A 17,383-nucleotide genomic window follows, 5' to 3' on the forward strand; every position below is an offset into this window, starting at 1 on the left:
AGACCAAAAATGCAAGTAAAAAACAAGCACTCAATTTTCAAAAAAATTAAGTACTTGGCTATAATTTTCTCCTGCTGTTACATCGTATTGAATCATATCGTATACATTTAGTAAATCTTGAGTTTCTTTTGAAAGATCTTTCCGTTCAGTAATGATTGTTTCTGTATTATTTTCAAGATATAGTCCTTTTTCAAAAGCCGGTAACCCTTCTTCTAATTCCATTAAAAATGCGTAAAAAGGAGTAACCTGTGCATTTGCAATAGTTAAAATATGATTCATGAAATAAATAGGACTGATTGTTCCTAATGTATCATCGTTTACCGAAAAATTAGAATAGATAATCAGCGGAGTCTGATGCATCTTTAAACTTCCATTGGTTTCTACAATGCTCTCACTGTAAAAACTAGGCAAATGATCTCCCCAAAAAACCACGATCGTTTTTTCCGGTAATTGTTCGATAGTTGTTAAAAAATCATCTAATGCATCATCACTATATTCTAAGTCTTGTAGATAATTAGCAGCTTCTTTAGCGTTCCCTGTTCCTTGCGCTGAAAAATCTGTATTTGGGTATTTACCACTATAACTCATATGATTTTGCATACTTACCAAGTGGATAAAATCAGATTCTTTTGTGTGTTTCATTTGTTTTAAAACTTCATGATAGGCAGACTGGTCTGAAATATACGGATTTCGATCATTTTTTTCGACAAACTCCATATTTGTTTCATTTAGAAATGTTTTAAATCCAAGCTTTTGATACACTTCATTGCGTTTGTACATGGTTGTATTGTACGGATGGATAGCAGTCGTAGCATAATTTTGTTGGTTCAAATAAGACACAATAGAAGGCAATTTACTCATTCTAGAAACCAATTGTGTATAAGGTGTTGTTAAACTAGCTGCCATTGGTTCCATTGATAATCCAGTTAATGCTTCAAATTCAATATTGGCTGTTCCGCCTCCATACCCTTGTGATAGAATTTTTCCGCTTAAAGTTGTTTTTTCTAACTCGCGGATCTTGGGAATAGGGTCTTTTGAGAGGGTTATTCCTTCAAGATCTAAAGGATCTGAAAAACTTTCATTCATCACATAAATAATATTTACATCATTTAATGCAGCCTTCCTACTTTCATTTATCTCTGCAGCTTTTTCTTCATATTTGTGAACAATATCCGCCACTTGTTGTTTTGAATAATTTATTGGTTTTGTCATAGCGTTTATACCAAGATTGTATAGAAACCCTCCGATAAATCCATTGTTGTAATAATTCATTTGCTGACTATAAGGAATCCAGTAAGCATACCGATCATAAGCAGCCTTAAATACATTCCCTGTTTGATTAAAACAAGAACTGTAAAAAAGAATGAAACTAGCTACTAGAAATGTACTTCCTCTTATTAGCCAACTTGCTTTAGTTTGTACTGGTCTTTCCCATTGGTACTTTCTTTTTTTTCTAACTAAAATAAAGACAGCTATACTTACTACACAAAGTAAAAAAATACCCATTGCTAAAATAAGTTTGCTATCAATCATACGAATCAAAAAAGGCAATTCTCGAATCATCGAAAAATCAGAAGGGTACAATGGTTCTCCACGTAACGCCATTTTCTGTTGTGTTGTAACGCCAATCACTAGTACACCTAAAAGCAAGATAAGAGCACTCAACCAGCGAGATCCGAAAAGAGACGTCATCCATATGTACAAAACAAATAGTAAAAACGCTCCGAATAAAAATAATTCTGTATGCCAATTGAAAGCAAAATTCATTGCTAAGGAAAAGCTGTATTGGTTTTGAAAAAATTGCAGTAAAAAATTCCCTGCGATTGACATTATCAGCCCAACCAGAATCGTTTTCAAGCAACCTGTTAAAATCGTTTGAGCCTTATATGAAAATGCCCATTTTTTTTTCTTCTTTATTTTTCTCATTTTCATTCACCTTTATTAAAGAACTTTCTTTTGTTTCTTTTCGTTTTTTTGATTGTTATCTGTTTCTTTTAAAATATAAATAGGTCTTTTCTTCGTTTCTAAATATGTTTTTCCTAAATATTTCCCAACGATCCCTAAACAAAATAGCTGCAACCCTCCAATAGCTAATATTATGGTTACTAATGATGGCCAACCTGCTGTAGGATCATCAAATAAAACCGTTCGGATAACAATCACGATCATAAAGAAAACAGCTGCAACAAACGAAAAAAGTCCTACAAAAGAAGCTATTGCCAACGGAATATCTGAAAAATCCACAATGGCATCTAATGAATATTTAAATAATGTCCAAATAGACCACGTAGATTTACCTGCGGATCGTTCTTTATTTTCAAACTCTAAATATTTGGTGTCAAAGCCTACCCAACTAAAAATCCCTTTCGAAAAACGATTTACCTCAGTCATAGAAAGAATAGCCTCAACCATTTGACGAGTCATTAACCGATAATCTCGCGCACCGTCTACAAATTCAACTGCAGAAATGCGATTCATGATTCGATAAAACTCTTTTGCTAAAAAAGAACGGAGCGGCGGTTCGCCTTTTCGGCTCACTCTCCTTGTCCCTACACAATCGTATGCTTCTTCACGTATCAGACGAAGCATTTGAGGCAGCAATTCAGGTGGATCTTGTAAGTCAACATCCATCACTGCTACATAATCTCCTGTAGCATGTTCTAAGCCAGCATATAAAGCAGCTTCTTTGCCAAAGTTTCGCGAAAAAGACAGATATCTAATGGTCGTTGGATGTTGTTGAACCATTTCGCGTAAAATAGTCAACGTATGATCCTTTGAACCATCATTGACAAAGATATATTCAATAGTTGTATTCTCTAATAGTGACTGTATCTTTTCAACTGCATCAAAAAAAAGGGGAATCGTCTGTTCCTCGTTATAACAAGGAATGACAAGTGACAATTTTTCCATTTCCACTGTTTTCACCTCTCATTCTAAATGTACAATCACTTAAATCTAATGCTACCTAGTAACAGAAAAAAGCTGGAATAAATTTTCCAGCCTTTTAGTGTTTTATTTCCTTTTATTACAAGTACTGTTATTTCCAAAAATCATCAAAAATCGTAATCGGCAAATGGCGTTTATGTTCTGTTTTCACATACCAACTCTCAATAGTTTGAGCTGCTGCTTCAGCAATTTCTTTTCCTTCTAGGTAATCATCAATTTGATCATACGTTACACCTAACGCCATTTCATCTGGTAAAGAAGGTTTGTCTTCTTCTAGATCAGCCGTTGGAACTTTTTCATACAAATGTTTAGGAGCTCCTAATTCTTTTAATAAGGCTTTTCCTTGACGTTTGTTTAATCTAAATATAGGATTGATATCCGTTCCGCCGTCTCCGAATTTTGTGTAAAATCCAGTAATTGATTCTGCAGAATGATCGGTTCCTAATACTGCTCCATTGTTGCTTCCAGCTATTGCATATTGGATGATCATGCGTTGACGAGCTTTAATATTTCCTTTAACAAAATCTTTGATTGGAGTACCTGATTCTTCCAGTGTTTGTACTGTTGCATCCACTCCAGGTTTTACATTTACTTTCACTACCTTGTCTGCACCAATAAACTCAATGGCATCCATAGCATCTTTTTCATCTGCTTGTTCTCCATAAGGAAGACGTATTGCAATAAACTGATAAGAAATATCTCCTGTTTCTTCACGCAATTCATTCACAGCTATTTGGCCTAATTTACCGACTAAGGTAGAATCTTGGCCTCCACTGATCCCTAATACCAGCGTTTTTAAAAAGGAATGTTTTTTTAAATACGCTTTTAAAAAATCGACACTTTTACGTATTTCTTCTTTTGGATCAATAGATGGTTTGACTTGCATTGCTTTTATGATTTGGTTTCTTAATTCAGTCATATTTCTTATCCTCTTTTCTTCATTTAGTGGTTAAATGTAGTATAGCATAGTTTTTTTTAGGGCTCTAATAATTCTGTTTTCAAAAAAAAGAATCCAACTTCGATTCTTTTTTTGATTACTTATTTAGCCAAACTATTTACTTCATCGCGTACTTTTTCAATCGATTTGATCTTATGGTCATAAGCCGCTTGCGATAAATCGACGGGATAAGCCTCAGGATTTAAACTGCGCTTATATTCTTCCCAAAGCATACCTAAACTGATTTCTGCATAAGCTTTGATCTCTGGTAATTTTGGCAAATCATAAACCAAAGTACCGTCAACAAAAATTTCTTTTAAGAGCGGTCTAGCACTAAAATTCTTGACCGTTTTATTGATATACGTGTGCACAGGATGAAACATAAACAATTCTTCTTTTTGATCGGGTCTTTCTTCCCAGAGCGTAATGTAATCTCCTTCAGATTTCCCATCATCATTTTTGGTGATGCGCCAAACTTGTTTTTTACCTGGTGTTGAAACTTTTTCAGCATTGCTGGAAAGCTTCAATGTGTCTACCATGTTTCCTTGTTCATCTTCAATGGAAACTAATTTATACACTGCTCCAAGAGCCGGTTGGTCGTAAGCTGTGATTAATTTTGTTCCCACGCCCCATACATCGATTCTAGCACCTTGCATTTTCAAGTTTAAAATCGTTTTATCATCTAAATCATTAGATGCATATATTTTGGCTTCAGTGAAACCTGCATCATCAAGCTGTTGACGTACACGTTTTGAAATGTAAGCCATATCGCCGCTGTCGATACGAACGCCTTGGAAGTTAATCTTATTGCCAAGTTCTTTTGCTACTCGAATAGCATTAGGCACACCAGATTTTAATGTGTCATAAGTATCTACTAAAAAGACACAGTCTTTATGCGTTGTTCCATAAGCCATGAAAGCATCGTAATCATTTCGGTAGACTTGGACTAATGAATGAGCATGTGTTCCGCTGACCGGAATGCCAAAGATTTTGCCCGCACGCGTATTACTGGTTGCATCACATCCGCCAATATAAGCTGCTCTTGTTCCCCAAATAGCTGCATCCATCTCTTGAGCTCTCCTTGTTCCAAACTCTAAGACAGGTTCATCTTTTACGATTGCCTTGATTGCAGATGCCTTAGTAGCGATAAGCGTTTGGTAATTAAGTATGTTCAAGATTGCTGTCTCAACTAATTGACAATCGGCTAAAGGCCCTTCAACTTGTAGTAAGGGTTCTCCAGCAAATACCACTTCCCCTTCTACCATCGAACGAATCGTTCCTCTAAATTTAAAATTCTTCAGATATTCTAAAAATGCCTCCGGGTAAGTATCTAAACTTCTCAAATAATCGATATCGCTTTTTGTAAACTTCAAACTTTGAATGTAGTGCACAACACGCTCTAAACCAGCGAAAATAGCATAGCCGCTGTCAAAGGGATTACTTCTGTAATACGATTCAAAAACCGCATGAGTGTCTGCTTTTCCTAACTCCCAATACGTTTTCATCATATTGATTTGGTATAGATCAGTGTGTAATGCCCAACTGTCATCTGGATAAATAGTATTCATTACTCTTCCCCTATCTCTTATTTATTCCCGTTAATCATAACATAAAACCATGAAAAATAGGGTAGTTTCATCGGTGTGCTTAGCCGATTATTCCAATTGATCTATTTGGACTCGTCCAGTTTCTTTTCCTATGCGAATCGGCTTGATTGAACGCTCATAATTTTTCAGTTCAATATGTCTTACAGCTACTTCCCCCGCTCGGTATTGAATAGATAATGCAATTTTATCTGAAGATTCATCTATCTTTGTTAAAGCAAAAAAATGATTGATGGCTACTTTTTGATAAGCAGATACAACGAGTGCTCTTGGCGTTGAAGCTGCATAGAGATCCGTTTTTTGAGGGCAGTCTGCTGCAAGAAATGTTGCTCGGATGCCAAATGCCGAAACAGAATACTCATCTTCTCCTTGATGATGACCAATGTGCCTAAAGTTATAGGAACGATTATCTTGTCTGGAATAATGACCAATGATTTGTACGTCTGATGCTGCCGAACTGGTTTGATGCGCTTTTATTTCTATTCCGCCAAAGCAAAAAGCAGTGAAGTTATTTGCCAGAGTAACATGTTGTGAACCATCATCTATTTCGATGCCATTAGAATTTGAATAACCTTTTTTGTGAGCACGGCCGCTGGGATGATGCGCATAAGAATTAGAGATAAAGATATGATCGCTGTGATGCGTCGTTATGCCATCGTCGCCAAATCCGCTCGTCTCAATGCCATCTAGCCAGACAAATTGACTGCCGCCTTTTGCTCTAAGACCATCGCCAAAATAATTGTACATAGGAGATGTGACATCGATTCCGTGCAATCCAGGATCAATGACGTTCACGTTTCGAACTATGCCATATTTAACTTGGGCTAAAGTAATGCCGCTGGAATAAGTTCCGCCGCTCGCTGTTTTTTCTGTGCTGGTCAGCCTAGCACTATTCCAGTCCAGAGTCATTCCTTCAATTCGAATATGGTGGTTACCTTTTACATGGTGTTGGTTGGTGATCAATCGTGTTTTTTTAGGCGCTTTTTTATGCAAGGTCAGAACGGTTTGATTCGGCCCGCTGCCGATCAGTTCGGTATGAGAAGGGAGTCTGATTCCTTTTACCACATAGTTACCTGGGGGCACAATCACACGTCTGTAACCTGAAGAAACAGCTTTTTTAAATGCTAAGGTGCAATCTGTTCTTCCATCTCCCAGTGCACCATAATCAAGCACAGATACCGTTTTTATGTTCTTTTTCAGCCAATCCATTTCAACGTCCAATACCATTTTCCAAAGTGGAAAAATTTCCCCTTCTTTACTGACTAAAACAGGCGGTTCCGTTGTAAAATCGGTTTTCCTATTGCTAAATCCATTTACTGTCAACCAGCCTTTTTTTTGTTCGGCTAATTTGCCAGCTAACGTTCGAAATATTTTTTCTGTTTCATCAATAGCATTTTGTTTTTTTATTGGACTAGCATAAGATGGAAAGATAAATGCTATTTTTTGCCGGATCATTTGTTCTTGATTCATTATTTTCACCCCTTAAGGTTCACTGTTTCGTTCCTTATCCCAATGTACATCAACTTTCCTTTACACTGACCACACACATACTTTTCGGTATTGACTCTGCGCTGCCGATAAATCAACTGAGAACATCCTTGGCATTGGTAAAGCACTAAGCTCTTAGCTGGTTTAGATTTACTTAACGACTTTACAAATCTTGATCCGCCAACTTCTTTTAATAATTGTTTAAATTCCTTATCTTTGTGCTGAAACCCTTGGTTCGTTAAATGCAAATGATAGTGACAAAGCTCATGTTTGATAACGCCTAAAAATTCTTCTGATCCAAAAGTCTCTAGAATGAGTGGATTAAAATCTAAATTATGGGACGTTAAATGATAACGCCCTCCAGTAGTCCGCAAACGACGATTAAATACGGCTTGGTGTTTGAAGGGTAATCCAAAATACGCTAATGACGTTTCTTGCACCAATTGCTGTAATTCTGCTTGATTCATTTTTGTTCTTCCTTTTTTAGTAAGTCCGTTTCCTTTTTACTTTTCCTTAGATTAACTTATAGCTTATTTTACAAGTTTACAAACTATTCGACAACTAAAAGACATTAAACAAAAAGCGAAGAGTTTGGGAAAATGTCCCGAATTCTTCACTTTTTTCGTATTTTTTTATTCTTTTGGTTTTAACATCGTTAACGCAATGCGCCCTTTTTTCAAATCTACATCATCGACCCAAACGGTCACGACATCTCCAACTGAAACGACATTTGTCGGATGTTGGATATAACCTTTGCTTAATTTAGAGATATGGACCATTCCATCTTGTTTGACCCCTATATCCACAAATGCACCAAAATCGACTACGTTTCTAACGGTTCCTTCTAATTCCATACCTGGCACTAAGTCTTCCATACTTAAGACATCTGTGCGTAACAATGGAGCAGACAATTCATCTCGCAAATCGCGACCAGGTTGTGATAAAGCTTGCACCATATCTTTTACGGTTTCTTTTCCTAAGCCAACTTGTTCTGCCAGCAGCGCTAAATCTAATTTTTCTAACGCCTTCTTGGCTTCCATACTGCCAACTTTCGCCAATGAAAGTTCAGCTAATTCAAGAATTTCTTTAGCTTCTTTATACGTTTCAGGATGAATACCTGTATTGTCCAATACATTTTTCCCATCGATGATCCGTAAGAATCCAACCGCTTGTTCATACGCTTTAGGGCCTAAACGAGAAACTTTTTTCAATTGAGCACGACTTGCAAATCGGCCATTTTCTTCACGGTAAGCTACGACATTCGTTGCTGTTGTTTTATTTAGACCGGCAACATGTTGCAATAAAGGTGCACTTGCAGTGTTCACATTGACACCCACTTGGTTAACCGCCGTTTCTACTACAAAATCAAGGCGTTCTTCTAAGCGTTTTTGAGAGACATCGTGTTGATATTGACCTACACCAACTGATTTAGGATCGATTTTTACAAGTTCGGCTAATGGATCTTGCAAACGTCGAGCGATACTAACAGCACTTCTTTGTTCAACCTGTAAATCCGGAAATTCTTCTCTAGCCGTTTTACTTGCTGAATAAACGGATGCCCCTGCTTCATTGACAATGACATAAAAGACTTGTCGATCTAGTTCTTTTAAGTTTTCAGCAACGAATGTTTCAGATTCACGACTAGCTGTTCCATTTCCTATCGCGATCATTTCAACTTCATAAGACTCAACCAACTGTTTGAATTTATCAGCTGCTTCAGCACGTGCAGCTGCACCTGCTGGTTTATGCGGATAGATCACATCAATAGCTAATACTTTCCCTGTAGGGTCAATGACCGCTAACTTACAACCTGTACGATAAGCTGGATCTAGGCCTAAAACAATTTTACCTTTTAAAGGAGCTTGCAATAATAAATTACGTAAATTTTCACCAAAAATATGAATGGCTTGTTCTCCAGCTGTTTCCGTTAATTCGGCACGGATCTCACGTTCGATCGATGGTCCGATAAACCGTTTGTAGCTGTCTTCATATGCTGCTGTTATAAAAGGAGCTGCTGTTGATTGCGGTTGTTCAATCAATTGCTTTTCTAAATAATCATGGATCCTTCTTTCATCCAGATCAAAAGAAACTTTCAAAATATCTTCTTTTTCGCCGCGATTCATAGCCAAAATACGGTGTGAGGCAACTTTTGACAAGGGTTCACTATAGTCGTAATACATCTCAAAAGTCCCTTTTTCATCTTTATCAGCATTTTTGACTTTAGCTGTAATCGCTCCGTTTTTAGAACTGTAGTCGCGGATCCACGTACGGTATTTTGGTTCGTCTCCGATAAGTTCAGCAAGAATTTCATGAGCTCCAGCTAATGCATCTGCACTTGTTGCAACTTGATTTTCGTCACTCACATACTTCTCTGCTTCAGCAAGTATGTCTTCTGTTGGAAAAGTCAGCAACCATTGCGCTAAGGGTTCCAAGCCGCTTTCTTTTGCTATCGTTGCTTTTGTACGACGTTTTTGTTTAAATGGACGATACAGATCTTCCACTAATTGCATTTTTGCTGCTTTTTTGATTTTCCCTTCAAGTTCAGGTGTTAACTTCCCTTGGTCTTCAATGCTTCTTAACACGTCATTTTTACGTTTTTCTAGATTAGTCAAATAACTATGACGCTCTTCTATTTCGCGTATTTGAACTTCATCCAACGTCCCCGTCATTTCTTTTCGGTAACGAGCTATAAAAGGGACTGTATTCCCTTCAGCTAATAAATCTAACACAGTTGTTAATTGCTTTTTAGAGTAACTTTTCAATTCGTTTTTTAATAAGTCTAAGACAATCGTTTCATTTGTTTCAGTCATTTATTTCTTCCTCTCTCGTTCCACTTTACTTAGTTATTTTACCATAAACATAAGAGGCTAACCAACTCACTCTTAAATATAGGTAAGAGCATGTACAATAAAAAAAGATAGGCAAAAGGTTTTTATCCTTTTCGCCTATCTTTTTTATTCTGGCAAATGAAACGTAAGAAGTGCATTTACGATTTCTGCTTCTGGATCTTTGGTCAACCAATGTTTTGATCCTCCTAAGCAAGCACAAATGTAATTGATTTGGTTATCGACTAACGTTTTTCTGAAATGAACATGTCCCATAACGCTGTAAGCTATCGGGTATTTTTGGTAGAGCTTTTCATAAGAAGAGCTTCCTAGAAAAGCATTAAAATAATCATAAATTTTATGCGGCAACGGAACCACAAATCTAGGATGGGTGACCACATGCGTCATCAAGATAATTTTTCTCTCTCCAACGGACTGAAGGTCTGACTCTAACTGACCCAGCATCCACTGAGCCACCTGTTTATTTTCTTTTCCCCAATGAACATAGCGCTTATCTTGCCACATGCCAAATCTTAATTTCATTTCATTAAACTCTTCTTCAGTATATTTGCTTTGGTCTCCATACCCATAATCATACCATCCGGGATTTCCTACAATGGCCCAGTCATCATTTAGAATATAGGGTTGATCCACTAAATTGTTTGGCTGATTTTTAAAGAATTGATAGATTTTTTTAGTGTCAGTCTCACCATTTTTTATTGACCAGAAATCATGATTGCCTGGAACAAATAGAATAGGAATACCGCTTTTTTGCGTTACCTCATCTAAGAACTTTTGCGATTCTAAGTAATCACTACTGATATCCCCGGCTAGCAATAACACGTCAATTTTTTGATGCTTGATCTGCTTTATGAGTATTTCTGCATAGGTTTCATTTTCTTTTAGTTTCTTTCTATTGGTATCAATGTGTAAATCTGATAGCACCCCAATTTTCATACTATTCTCCTTTATTGCATCTTGTTTAAATGATTCGTTCACTCCTATTTTTATTCGGCTAGCAAACCATTTTCAGTTAAGAATTGCTGTGCCACTTCACTTGCACTTTTCCCCGTCACATTAACTGCAAAATTCATTTCTCGCATTTCAGCATCTGTAATTTTACCAGATAGCTGATTTAAACTGTTTTCAACTTCTGGAAAATCCTCTATTGTCTCGTTCAACATCAATGGAGCTCCTTGGTAAGGTGGAAACAAACCGCGATCGTCTTCCAAAACAACCAAGTCATACTGAGCAAGTTCACTATCGGTTGAATACGCATCTACTAAATTGATGTCTCCTGTTTCAATCGCTGTATAACGGAGTTTAGGTTCCATTGTTTGGACTTCCCCAAAAGTTAGGCCGTATAAATCTTGAATCCCTAAGTAACCATCTTGACGATCAGAAAATTCTAATGTAAAACCAGCTTTGATCTCATCCGCAATAGGAATTAAATCAGATATGGTTTCAAGTTGATACTCTTCTGCTAGTTCTTTCGTGACCGCAAGCGTATACGTATTATTGAATGCCATAGGTTCTAATAAAGACATATCATATTGTTCAGCTAACCCTTCTTTTGCTTGTTGGAAAACTTCTTGTTCATCTGAAGATGTAATTTCTTCATTTAAAAAAGTAGCTAAGATCGTTCCGGTATACTCTGTATAAACATCGATATCGCCTGATTCTAATGCGTTAAATACAAATGTTGTTTTCCCCATATTAGGTTCTAGAGTAACCTCTACATCCGTTTGGTCTTCAATCAAATATTTGTACATATTCATAATAATTTCAGGTTCTGCGCCTAATTTACCAGCTATAATCAGTTCTTCTTTGTCTTTTGTCAATAATGGAGCAATCAACAAACCTAAAATAAGTACACTAAGAATCCCTAATGTGATAACCGTTTTCTTAAACGAGATTTTTTCAAATAAGCTTAGAAGATAATCAAATAAAATAGCTAATAAGGCCGCTGGAATAGCACCTAATAAAATCAAATGATTGTTTCCACGATCGATCCCTAATAAAATAAGACTTCCTAAACCACCCGCACCAATTAGAGCCGCAATCGTTCCGGTTCCAATGATCAACACCATGGCATTGCGAATCCCAGCCATAATGATTGGCATAGCGATTGGAATCTGAACTTTGATTAGTTTCCTCCAACGACTCATCCCCATTGCATCCGCCGCTTCGTTTAGTGAAGGGTCAATTTCATTTAATCCTGTGTAGGCATTTCTTAGAATAGGCAGTAAGGCATAAATCACTAATGCTATAACGGCCGGCACAGAACCTATTCCTACTAATGGAATCATCAATCCTAAAAGAGCAAGAGATGGGATAGTTTGAAATATTGAGGTGATTTGGATCATGACGGCTGCCAGTTTTTTATGTCTGGTTAAGTAAATTGCTAATGGAATCGCTATAATAACCGCTATAAACAATGAAATAAACGATAATTGCATGTGTTCGATCAAGGCCGTTAATAATTCACCTTTACGTTCTTGTAAAGTGGCAATAAATGCACTCATTCTATTTCACCACACTTTCTTGTTCGACAGAAATTTCTTGAGCCAAATAGGTCAGTAACTGTTGCTTCGTAATTCTACCGATCACATTTTCTTCATTTCCTTTGATGATGACAAATTCTTTTTCAGCTAAAGCAACGATCAAGGCATCAATAGTATCTTCAGGAACTAAGTAAAATCCAATTTCATCAGTTACTTCAAGCGGTTCGAATAGTCCAGCTGCTATCACCTGTTGGATTGTTTGGTCTTCTTTAAGAGCGATCGTACCTGTTTGTAAAAAGTTGCGAACAAAATCATTTTTAGGATGGCTTCGGATTTCATCCGGAGTTCCTATTTGTTCGATTTTCCCTTTGTTCATCAAGCAGATACGGTCTCCCAAAGCTAAAGCTTCTTGCATATCATGTGTGACAAAAACAATCGTCTTATTTAATTTTTTTTGTAATTTGGCCACATCTCGCTGTAAATTACTTTTACTGATCGGATCCAACGCACTAAAAGGCTCATCCATTAAAATAATGTCAGGGTTGGCTGCTAACGCCCGTACTACTCCGACTCTTTGTTGCTCTCCACCTGATAATTCAGCTGTTTTACGGTTGCGATAAGTATCTGGATCTAAACCGACACTGGCAAGCAACTCTGTGACTCTTTGTTGCATTTCAGCTTTAGACCACTTCTTCATTTCCGGTACGACCGTAATATTTTCTTCAACTGTCATATTAGGAAATAAAGCAATTTGTTGGAGCACATACCCAATATTCCATCGTAACTCTTGCAAATTGTAATCGCTAATTGGTTTGTCGTTTATTCGAATAAACCCTTCAGTCAATGGAATCAATCGATTGATCATTTTTAGTGTGGTTGTCTTTCCGCTGCCGCTTGGTCCAATCAGCACAAAAAACTCGCCATCCTTTATTTCCAAATCCAGTTCTGAAACAACCGCTTTTCCTTTTTCATATTCTTTAGAAACATTTTCAAACAGAATCATTTTATCTCTCCTTTGATTAACTGATTATTTTTGACTTATACTCTTCCATCCCAAACATATCCAATATTATCTATTTTAATATCTTTCACTAAATTTGTCTCATTGAATAAAACTCCATGAAGCGCGCCTCCATATACAGCTCCTCCATCTATGCCGATTTTATTATCTTTTATCCACAGATCAGTTGTATGATTATCACCGTATAAAGCTGGCGTGATCGTGTGTCCAAATACAATTATCTTCCCAGTATTATTTTTCTCTTTATGAAAAGAGTCTCGAATCCAGACATAATCCTCATCAGATGTTTGACGCCAGTCACGCTTAGACAAATCGACGCCAGCATGCACAAACAAAAAATCTCCCCATTCATAATAAAGGGGCAGTGTTTCAAGAAATGGTTTTAATGCGGGGTAGCGACTAGCCAGAAACATTCCGATCTCTGTCGGAGAATATTCAGCATCTAAACCTGGATGCAAAAAAGTTTCAAGTGTCTTCATCCCGCCATTTAAACAGTAAAGTTCATAATTTCTTTCAGGGTCATTCATAAAATTAAGCAACATCTCTTCATGATTGCCTTTTAAATAAATGGCTCCCTTTTCTTCTACCAATATTTTCGCCAACAGCAGACATTCTTTTGGATTTTCGCCACGATCTCCTAGATCTCCAATTAAAAGCAGCTGTTGTGTATCTTCATTCCAATTGGTCAGCATCTTTTTAAATAAAGAAATTTGCCCATGTACATCTCCTAATGCAAATAATTCCTTTTTCATCTTCAAACACCTCTTTGGGTCTTTTCATTAGTATACCAGTTGGTCGACAAATTAGATAAAATATTGTTTTTTAACCTTGAAGTTAATTCGCATTCTTCTTTTTATCAAGGATGTTTAGTCCAGAAAATCAGCTTTATACCTTTAAATAAACAAAAAAACGTTCACTGCAAAAAATGCAATGAACGTTTTTTTGAATTGCTGAAACTGCTGTCTCAGTCTTTTTTTACTTCATTTTTTAGTTTAGATATCAGACTTTACAACTGCAGAGTCATCATTGAAAATTTCTTCATTGAATGTTTTTAATCGTTTAGATGATACGATACCAGCAATCATACTGTCATTTACATTCAACAATGTACGAGCCATATCAATAATTGGTTCAACAGAAATAACTAATCCAACAATTGCTACAGGTAAGTTTAATGATCCTAAGACAATTAAAGCAGCAAATGTTGCTCCGCCACCTACACCTGCAACACCAAATGAACTGATCGTAACAACAGCCATGATTGTAAGAATATAAGCTGGGCTAAAAATATCTATTCCTGCAGCTGGAGCTACGATAGCAGCCAACATTGCTGGATAAATTCCAGCACATCCGTTTTGTCCGATAGATAAACCAAATGTTCCAGAGAAGTTTGCAGAAGCTTCATCTACACCTAAAGCTTTTGTTTGTGTTTCGATATTCAATGGTAATGCACCCGCACTAGAACGTGCAGTAAATGCAAAACTCAATACTGTAAAAGATTTTTTCAAATATTGGATTGGGCTAACTTTTAACCCAAGTAAAATGAGCATATGAATTAAAAACATCACAATAATTGCTGCGTATGAAGCAATGACAAAAACACCTAGATTAACTAATGCATTAAAATCACTTGTTGCTAATGCTTTAGTCATTAATGCGAAGATCCCATAAGGTGTTAAACGCAATACCAACGTAACAATACGCATCACAATAGCATATAAACTATGAATGATCTTAGCAAAAAATTCGCCGGCTTCTTTATCTTTACGATGAACTCCTAAATAAGCTACTCCCACAAAAGCAGAGAAAATAACCACAGCAATTGTACTTGTAGAACGAGCATTCGATAAATCAGCAAAGAAATTAACTGGAATAAATTCTAAAATTTGTTCTGGGATACTTAGATCCGCTACTTGTGCTTCTCTTTCACTTAATTCTGCAATACGTGCAGTTTCAACAGCACCTTGACTAAATTCTGCTCCGTCTAGGTTAAACACCATCACACTAGCTATCCCTATTAAGGCAGCTATCGCTGTGGTAGCAAGCAAGGTTGCTAGTACGTTAAAACTAATTTTACCAAGGTCTTTAGACCCTTCAATTTTTGTAAAAGCTCCTACAATGGATACAAAAATCAACGGCATGATCAGCATTTGTAAAAATTTAACATAGCCTGTACCGACTATACTGATCCACTCAATAGATTTTGTTGTTACTTCACTGCTTGAACCGAATATCAATTGTAAAACAGCTCCGAATAAAACACCTGATCCTAAAGCAATAAAAACACGTGTTGAAAATTTCATGTGTCTCTTTTGTAATTGCCAGAATCCCACTAGTATTGCAACGAATAATACTAATACAATACCAATATAAAGATTTGTCATAATAATCCTCCCTTTTTTTGCTCTCTTAATAAGAAAGCAGATCCATCATAAGATTAAAGGTCTCAAGTAGCCCATTCCAAAGTGACTACCCTAAAATTGAGGATTTTCCTCAGATTTTTAGTGACTAATAAATATTACTTTACTTTTGTAAGGAAATCAAGCGAAAAAATAACATCCAGCCAATTACATTGAAAACTTACCTCTTCATATAGGAAAAACCTTTTGATATAATGCCTTATCTTGAAAAATGATAAACAAAAAATTATTATTTTCATTGTACTATTCCGGACTATTTTTTGTCTTTTCCAGGTCTTCAACAGGTTCAGTATTGATTATAGGCTTTATCAGTTCTTTATTTTTCCGGTTATTTTTATGGAAGAAAACGACTTCTAATAAAGGAACGATTATAGCTGCTGTAAACCCTCCTGAAAAACCATTGTTATAAAGATTCATACCTGCATGCAAATAACTTATATTCGTTACGATAACCATATGCAAACTGCCTGCTAAAATTCCAGCAATCACTCCATAATGTCCGCTAATAGGGGCTAAAGTTGTTCCAAATAATGCAGTAAGTAAAAAACTAGTACTCGATAATTCAGTGGATGTTAACCAGCCTACAAGCAATACTCCTAAAAGAATAGGAAAAACGTTTTTCACGTGTTTTCCAAAAGCTCCAAAACCAACTACTGTAAATATTCCTCCAATAACTGGTCCATTTAATTCTCCTCTTACTATTAACACAAAGGTAGTGGTTAGCACACCTAACAAAGCCATATTTAACAAGGTTAGTCCTAATCCATGGCGTTCCATAAAATCAGGTCCGCCTCTTCCATCTTCATTCAAAAAATTAGAGTACCCCGAAAACGAACCGCCATTAAGATAAATTCCGCCACTAAATAATAAAATAAACAAACTATAAAGATAAATGGATAAAGGTTGATTATAACCATGTGATACTAAATAAACCGTATCTACTTCTATACCATAGGCTCTAAAAAATGCAATAAAAGCCATACCAATAATTCCAGCAGTAAATCCAATATTATAAAGACTAAACCCTTTATGAAAACTAGCAAAATGACGTGATAATGGTGGCAAAATCAGTCCCACAATAACGCCTGCTGTACATCCTAAAAAAATCCCTGTGAAAAACGAAAATCCACTATTGAATGCTACTTCACTCACTAATGGCCCTAAAGCAGTACCGTATAAAGCAGATAATAAATAATTTTTAAATGGTGTACGAGTCAATTTAGCATACAATAATACTCCAACAATAATTGGAATAGAATTAAACAAATTTTTACCAAATAAAGAGAATCCTGCTATCGTGAAGATAGCAGCAAACAAGGGACCCGATAACGATACTTTCGTTGACCGGATAATGAACAGACTTTTTATGATCATCAAAGCCGCATTAATAAATGCCGCGCCAACATTTGCTAGTTTGAAATAATCCGTTACTAGATTAGCCGGAGAAATAAGAATTTTAAGACTTCCCTGCCAAATTTCTTCAAGTGTATTGAAGTGAAGAGCTAGTCCAACTAGCATAAGAGAGAATAGAAAAGCAATACTATATTTTATTTTTTCTGTTATCAATGGATCTTCTTCCTGTAAAGGTGGAAACCATAGTTTTTCCATAAGCATCAACCTCTTTTCTTTAATAATCCG

At 36.3% G+C, this 17,383-nt stretch carries 13 protein-coding genes; all 13 read right to left on the reverse strand.

The annotated features are described in order from the left end of the window. Nucleotides 1–30: 30 nt before the first annotated feature. On the reverse strand, nucleotides 31–1,926 hold the full coding sequence (locus NST49_RS01390; protein ID WP_341046661.1) for an LTA synthase family protein: 1,896 nt from the start codon (nucleotides 1,924–1,926) through the stop codon (nucleotides 31–33). Nucleotides 1,927–1,941: 15 nt separating this feature from the next. Next, entirely contained in the window at nucleotides 1,942–2,910 is a 969-nt protein-coding gene (locus NST49_RS01395; RefSeq protein ID WP_034538795.1) for a glycosyltransferase family 2 protein, read from the reverse strand. A gap of 127 nt (nucleotides 2,911–3,037) precedes the next feature. Further along, the gene (gene nadE / locus NST49_RS01400; RefSeq protein WP_035021361.1) at nucleotides 3,038–3,865 is read right to left on the reverse strand and encodes an ammonia-dependent NAD(+) synthetase; all 828 of its coding nucleotides are present in this window, start codon (nucleotides 3,863–3,865) and stop codon (nucleotides 3,038–3,040) included. A gap of 119 nt (nucleotides 3,866–3,984) precedes the next feature. Continuing rightward, nucleotides 3,985–5,451 (reverse strand): nicotinate phosphoribosyltransferase, encoded by a 1,467-nt coding sequence (locus tag NST49_RS01405; RefSeq protein ID WP_034538167.1) that lies wholly within the window; start codon nucleotides 5,449–5,451, stop codon nucleotides 3,985–3,987. Between the two features lie 87 nt (nucleotides 5,452–5,538). Further along, nucleotides 5,539–6,957 carry a glycosyl hydrolase family 28-related protein gene (locus NST49_RS01410; RefSeq protein ID WP_034538166.1) on the reverse strand — a complete coding sequence of 473 codons (1,419 nt, stop codon included), beginning with the start codon at nucleotides 6,955–6,957 and terminating at the stop codon, nucleotides 5,539–5,541. Nucleotides 6,958–6,962: 5 nt separating this feature from the next. Next, nucleotides 6,963–7,442, reverse strand: a complete 480-nt coding sequence (locus NST49_RS01415) for a SprT family protein (protein WP_023176783.1) — start codon at nucleotides 7,440–7,442, stop codon at nucleotides 6,963–6,965. Nucleotides 7,443–7,607: 165 nt separating this feature from the next. Next, a complete protein-coding gene (locus NST49_RS01420; RefSeq protein WP_341046668.1) occupies nucleotides 7,608–9,785 on the reverse strand; it encodes a Tex family protein in 2,178 nt (725 codons plus the stop codon). A 144-nt stretch (nucleotides 9,786–9,929) separates the two neighbouring features. Further along, complete coding sequence (locus NST49_RS01425) at nucleotides 9,930–10,757, reverse strand: metallophosphoesterase (protein WP_034538160.1); 828 nt, start codon at nucleotides 10,755–10,757, stop codon at nucleotides 9,930–9,932. 50 nt (nucleotides 10,758–10,807) lie between these two features. After that, nucleotides 10,808–12,325, reverse strand: a complete 1,518-nt coding sequence (locus NST49_RS01430; RefSeq protein WP_023176777.1) for an ABC transporter permease/substrate-binding protein — start codon at nucleotides 12,323–12,325, stop codon at nucleotides 10,808–10,810. A 1-nt stretch (nucleotide 12,326) separates the two neighbouring features. Then, a complete protein-coding gene (locus NST49_RS01435) occupies nucleotides 12,327–13,307 on the reverse strand; it encodes an ABC transporter ATP-binding protein (RefSeq protein WP_034538157.1) in 981 nt (326 codons plus the stop codon). A 35-nt stretch (nucleotides 13,308–13,342) separates the two neighbouring features. Next, nucleotides 13,343–14,077 carry a metallophosphoesterase gene (locus NST49_RS01440; protein ID WP_034538156.1) on the reverse strand — a complete coding sequence of 245 codons (735 nt, stop codon included), beginning with the start codon at nucleotides 14,075–14,077 and terminating at the stop codon, nucleotides 13,343–13,345. Between the two features lie 240 nt (nucleotides 14,078–14,317). Then, entirely contained in the window at nucleotides 14,318–15,709 is a 1,392-nt protein-coding gene (locus tag NST49_RS01445) for an L-cystine transporter (RefSeq protein ID WP_034538153.1), read from the reverse strand. A 279-nt stretch (nucleotides 15,710–15,988) separates the two neighbouring features. Continuing rightward, a complete protein-coding gene (locus NST49_RS01450; RefSeq protein ID WP_341046680.1) occupies nucleotides 15,989–17,353 on the reverse strand; it encodes a DUF1576 domain-containing protein in 1,365 nt (454 codons plus the stop codon). Nucleotides 17,354–17,383: the final 30 nt, after the last annotated feature.

The organism is Carnobacterium sp. FSL W8-0810 (assembly GCF_038007125.1).
In the GTDB taxonomy this organism is placed as follows: Bacteria; Bacillota; Bacilli; order Lactobacillales; family Carnobacteriaceae; genus Carnobacterium_B; species Carnobacterium_B inhibens.

What these genes read in the sequence shown, in the direction of transcription:
- NST49_RS01395 (WP_034538795.1), bottom strand. Translation starts at nt 2,910, where the DNA reads ATGGAAAAATTGTCACTTGTCATTCCTTGTTATAACGAGGAACAGACG.
- NST49_RS01420 (WP_341046668.1), bottom strand. Translation starts at nt 9,785, where the DNA reads ATGACTGAAACAAATGAAACGATTGTCTTAGACTTATTAAAAAACGAA.
- NST49_RS01425 (WP_034538160.1), bottom strand. Translation starts at nt 10,757, where the DNA reads ATGAAAATTGGGGTGCTATCAGATTTACACATTGATACCAATAGAAAG.
- NST49_RS01415 (WP_023176783.1), bottom strand. Translation starts at nt 7,442, where the DNA reads ATGAATCAAGCAGAATTACAGCAATTGGTGCAAGAAACGTCATTAGCG.
- NST49_RS01390 (WP_341046661.1), bottom strand. Translation starts at nt 1,926, where the DNA reads ATGAGAAAAATAAAGAAGAAAAAAAAATGGGCATTTTCATATAAGGCT.
- NST49_RS01435 (WP_034538157.1), bottom strand. Translation starts at nt 13,307, where the DNA reads ATGATTCTGTTTGAAAATGTTTCTAAAGAATATGAAAAAGGAAAAGCG.
- nadE (WP_035021361.1), bottom strand. Translation starts at nt 3,865, where the DNA reads ATGACTGAATTAAGAAACCAAATCATAAAAGCAATGCAAGTCAAACCA.
- NST49_RS01445 (WP_034538153.1), bottom strand. Translation starts at nt 15,709, where the DNA reads ATGACAAATCTTTATATTGGTATTGTATTAGTATTATTCGTTGCAATA.
- NST49_RS01430 (WP_023176777.1), bottom strand. Translation starts at nt 12,325, where the DNA reads ATGAGTGCATTTATTGCCACTTTACAAGAACGTAAAGGTGAATTATTA.
- NST49_RS01450 (WP_341046680.1), bottom strand. Translation starts at nt 17,353, where the DNA reads ATGGAAAAACTATGGTTTCCACCTTTACAGGAAGAAGATCCATTGATA.
- NST49_RS01440 (WP_034538156.1), bottom strand. Translation starts at nt 14,077, where the DNA reads ATGAAAAAGGAATTATTTGCATTAGGAGATGTACATGGGCAAATTTCT.
- NST49_RS01410 (WP_034538166.1), bottom strand. Translation starts at nt 6,957, where the DNA reads ATGAATCAAGAACAAATGATCCGGCAAAAAATAGCATTTATCTTTCCA.
- NST49_RS01405 (WP_034538167.1), bottom strand. Translation starts at nt 5,451, where the DNA reads ATGAATACTATTTATCCAGATGACAGTTGGGCATTACACACTGATCTA.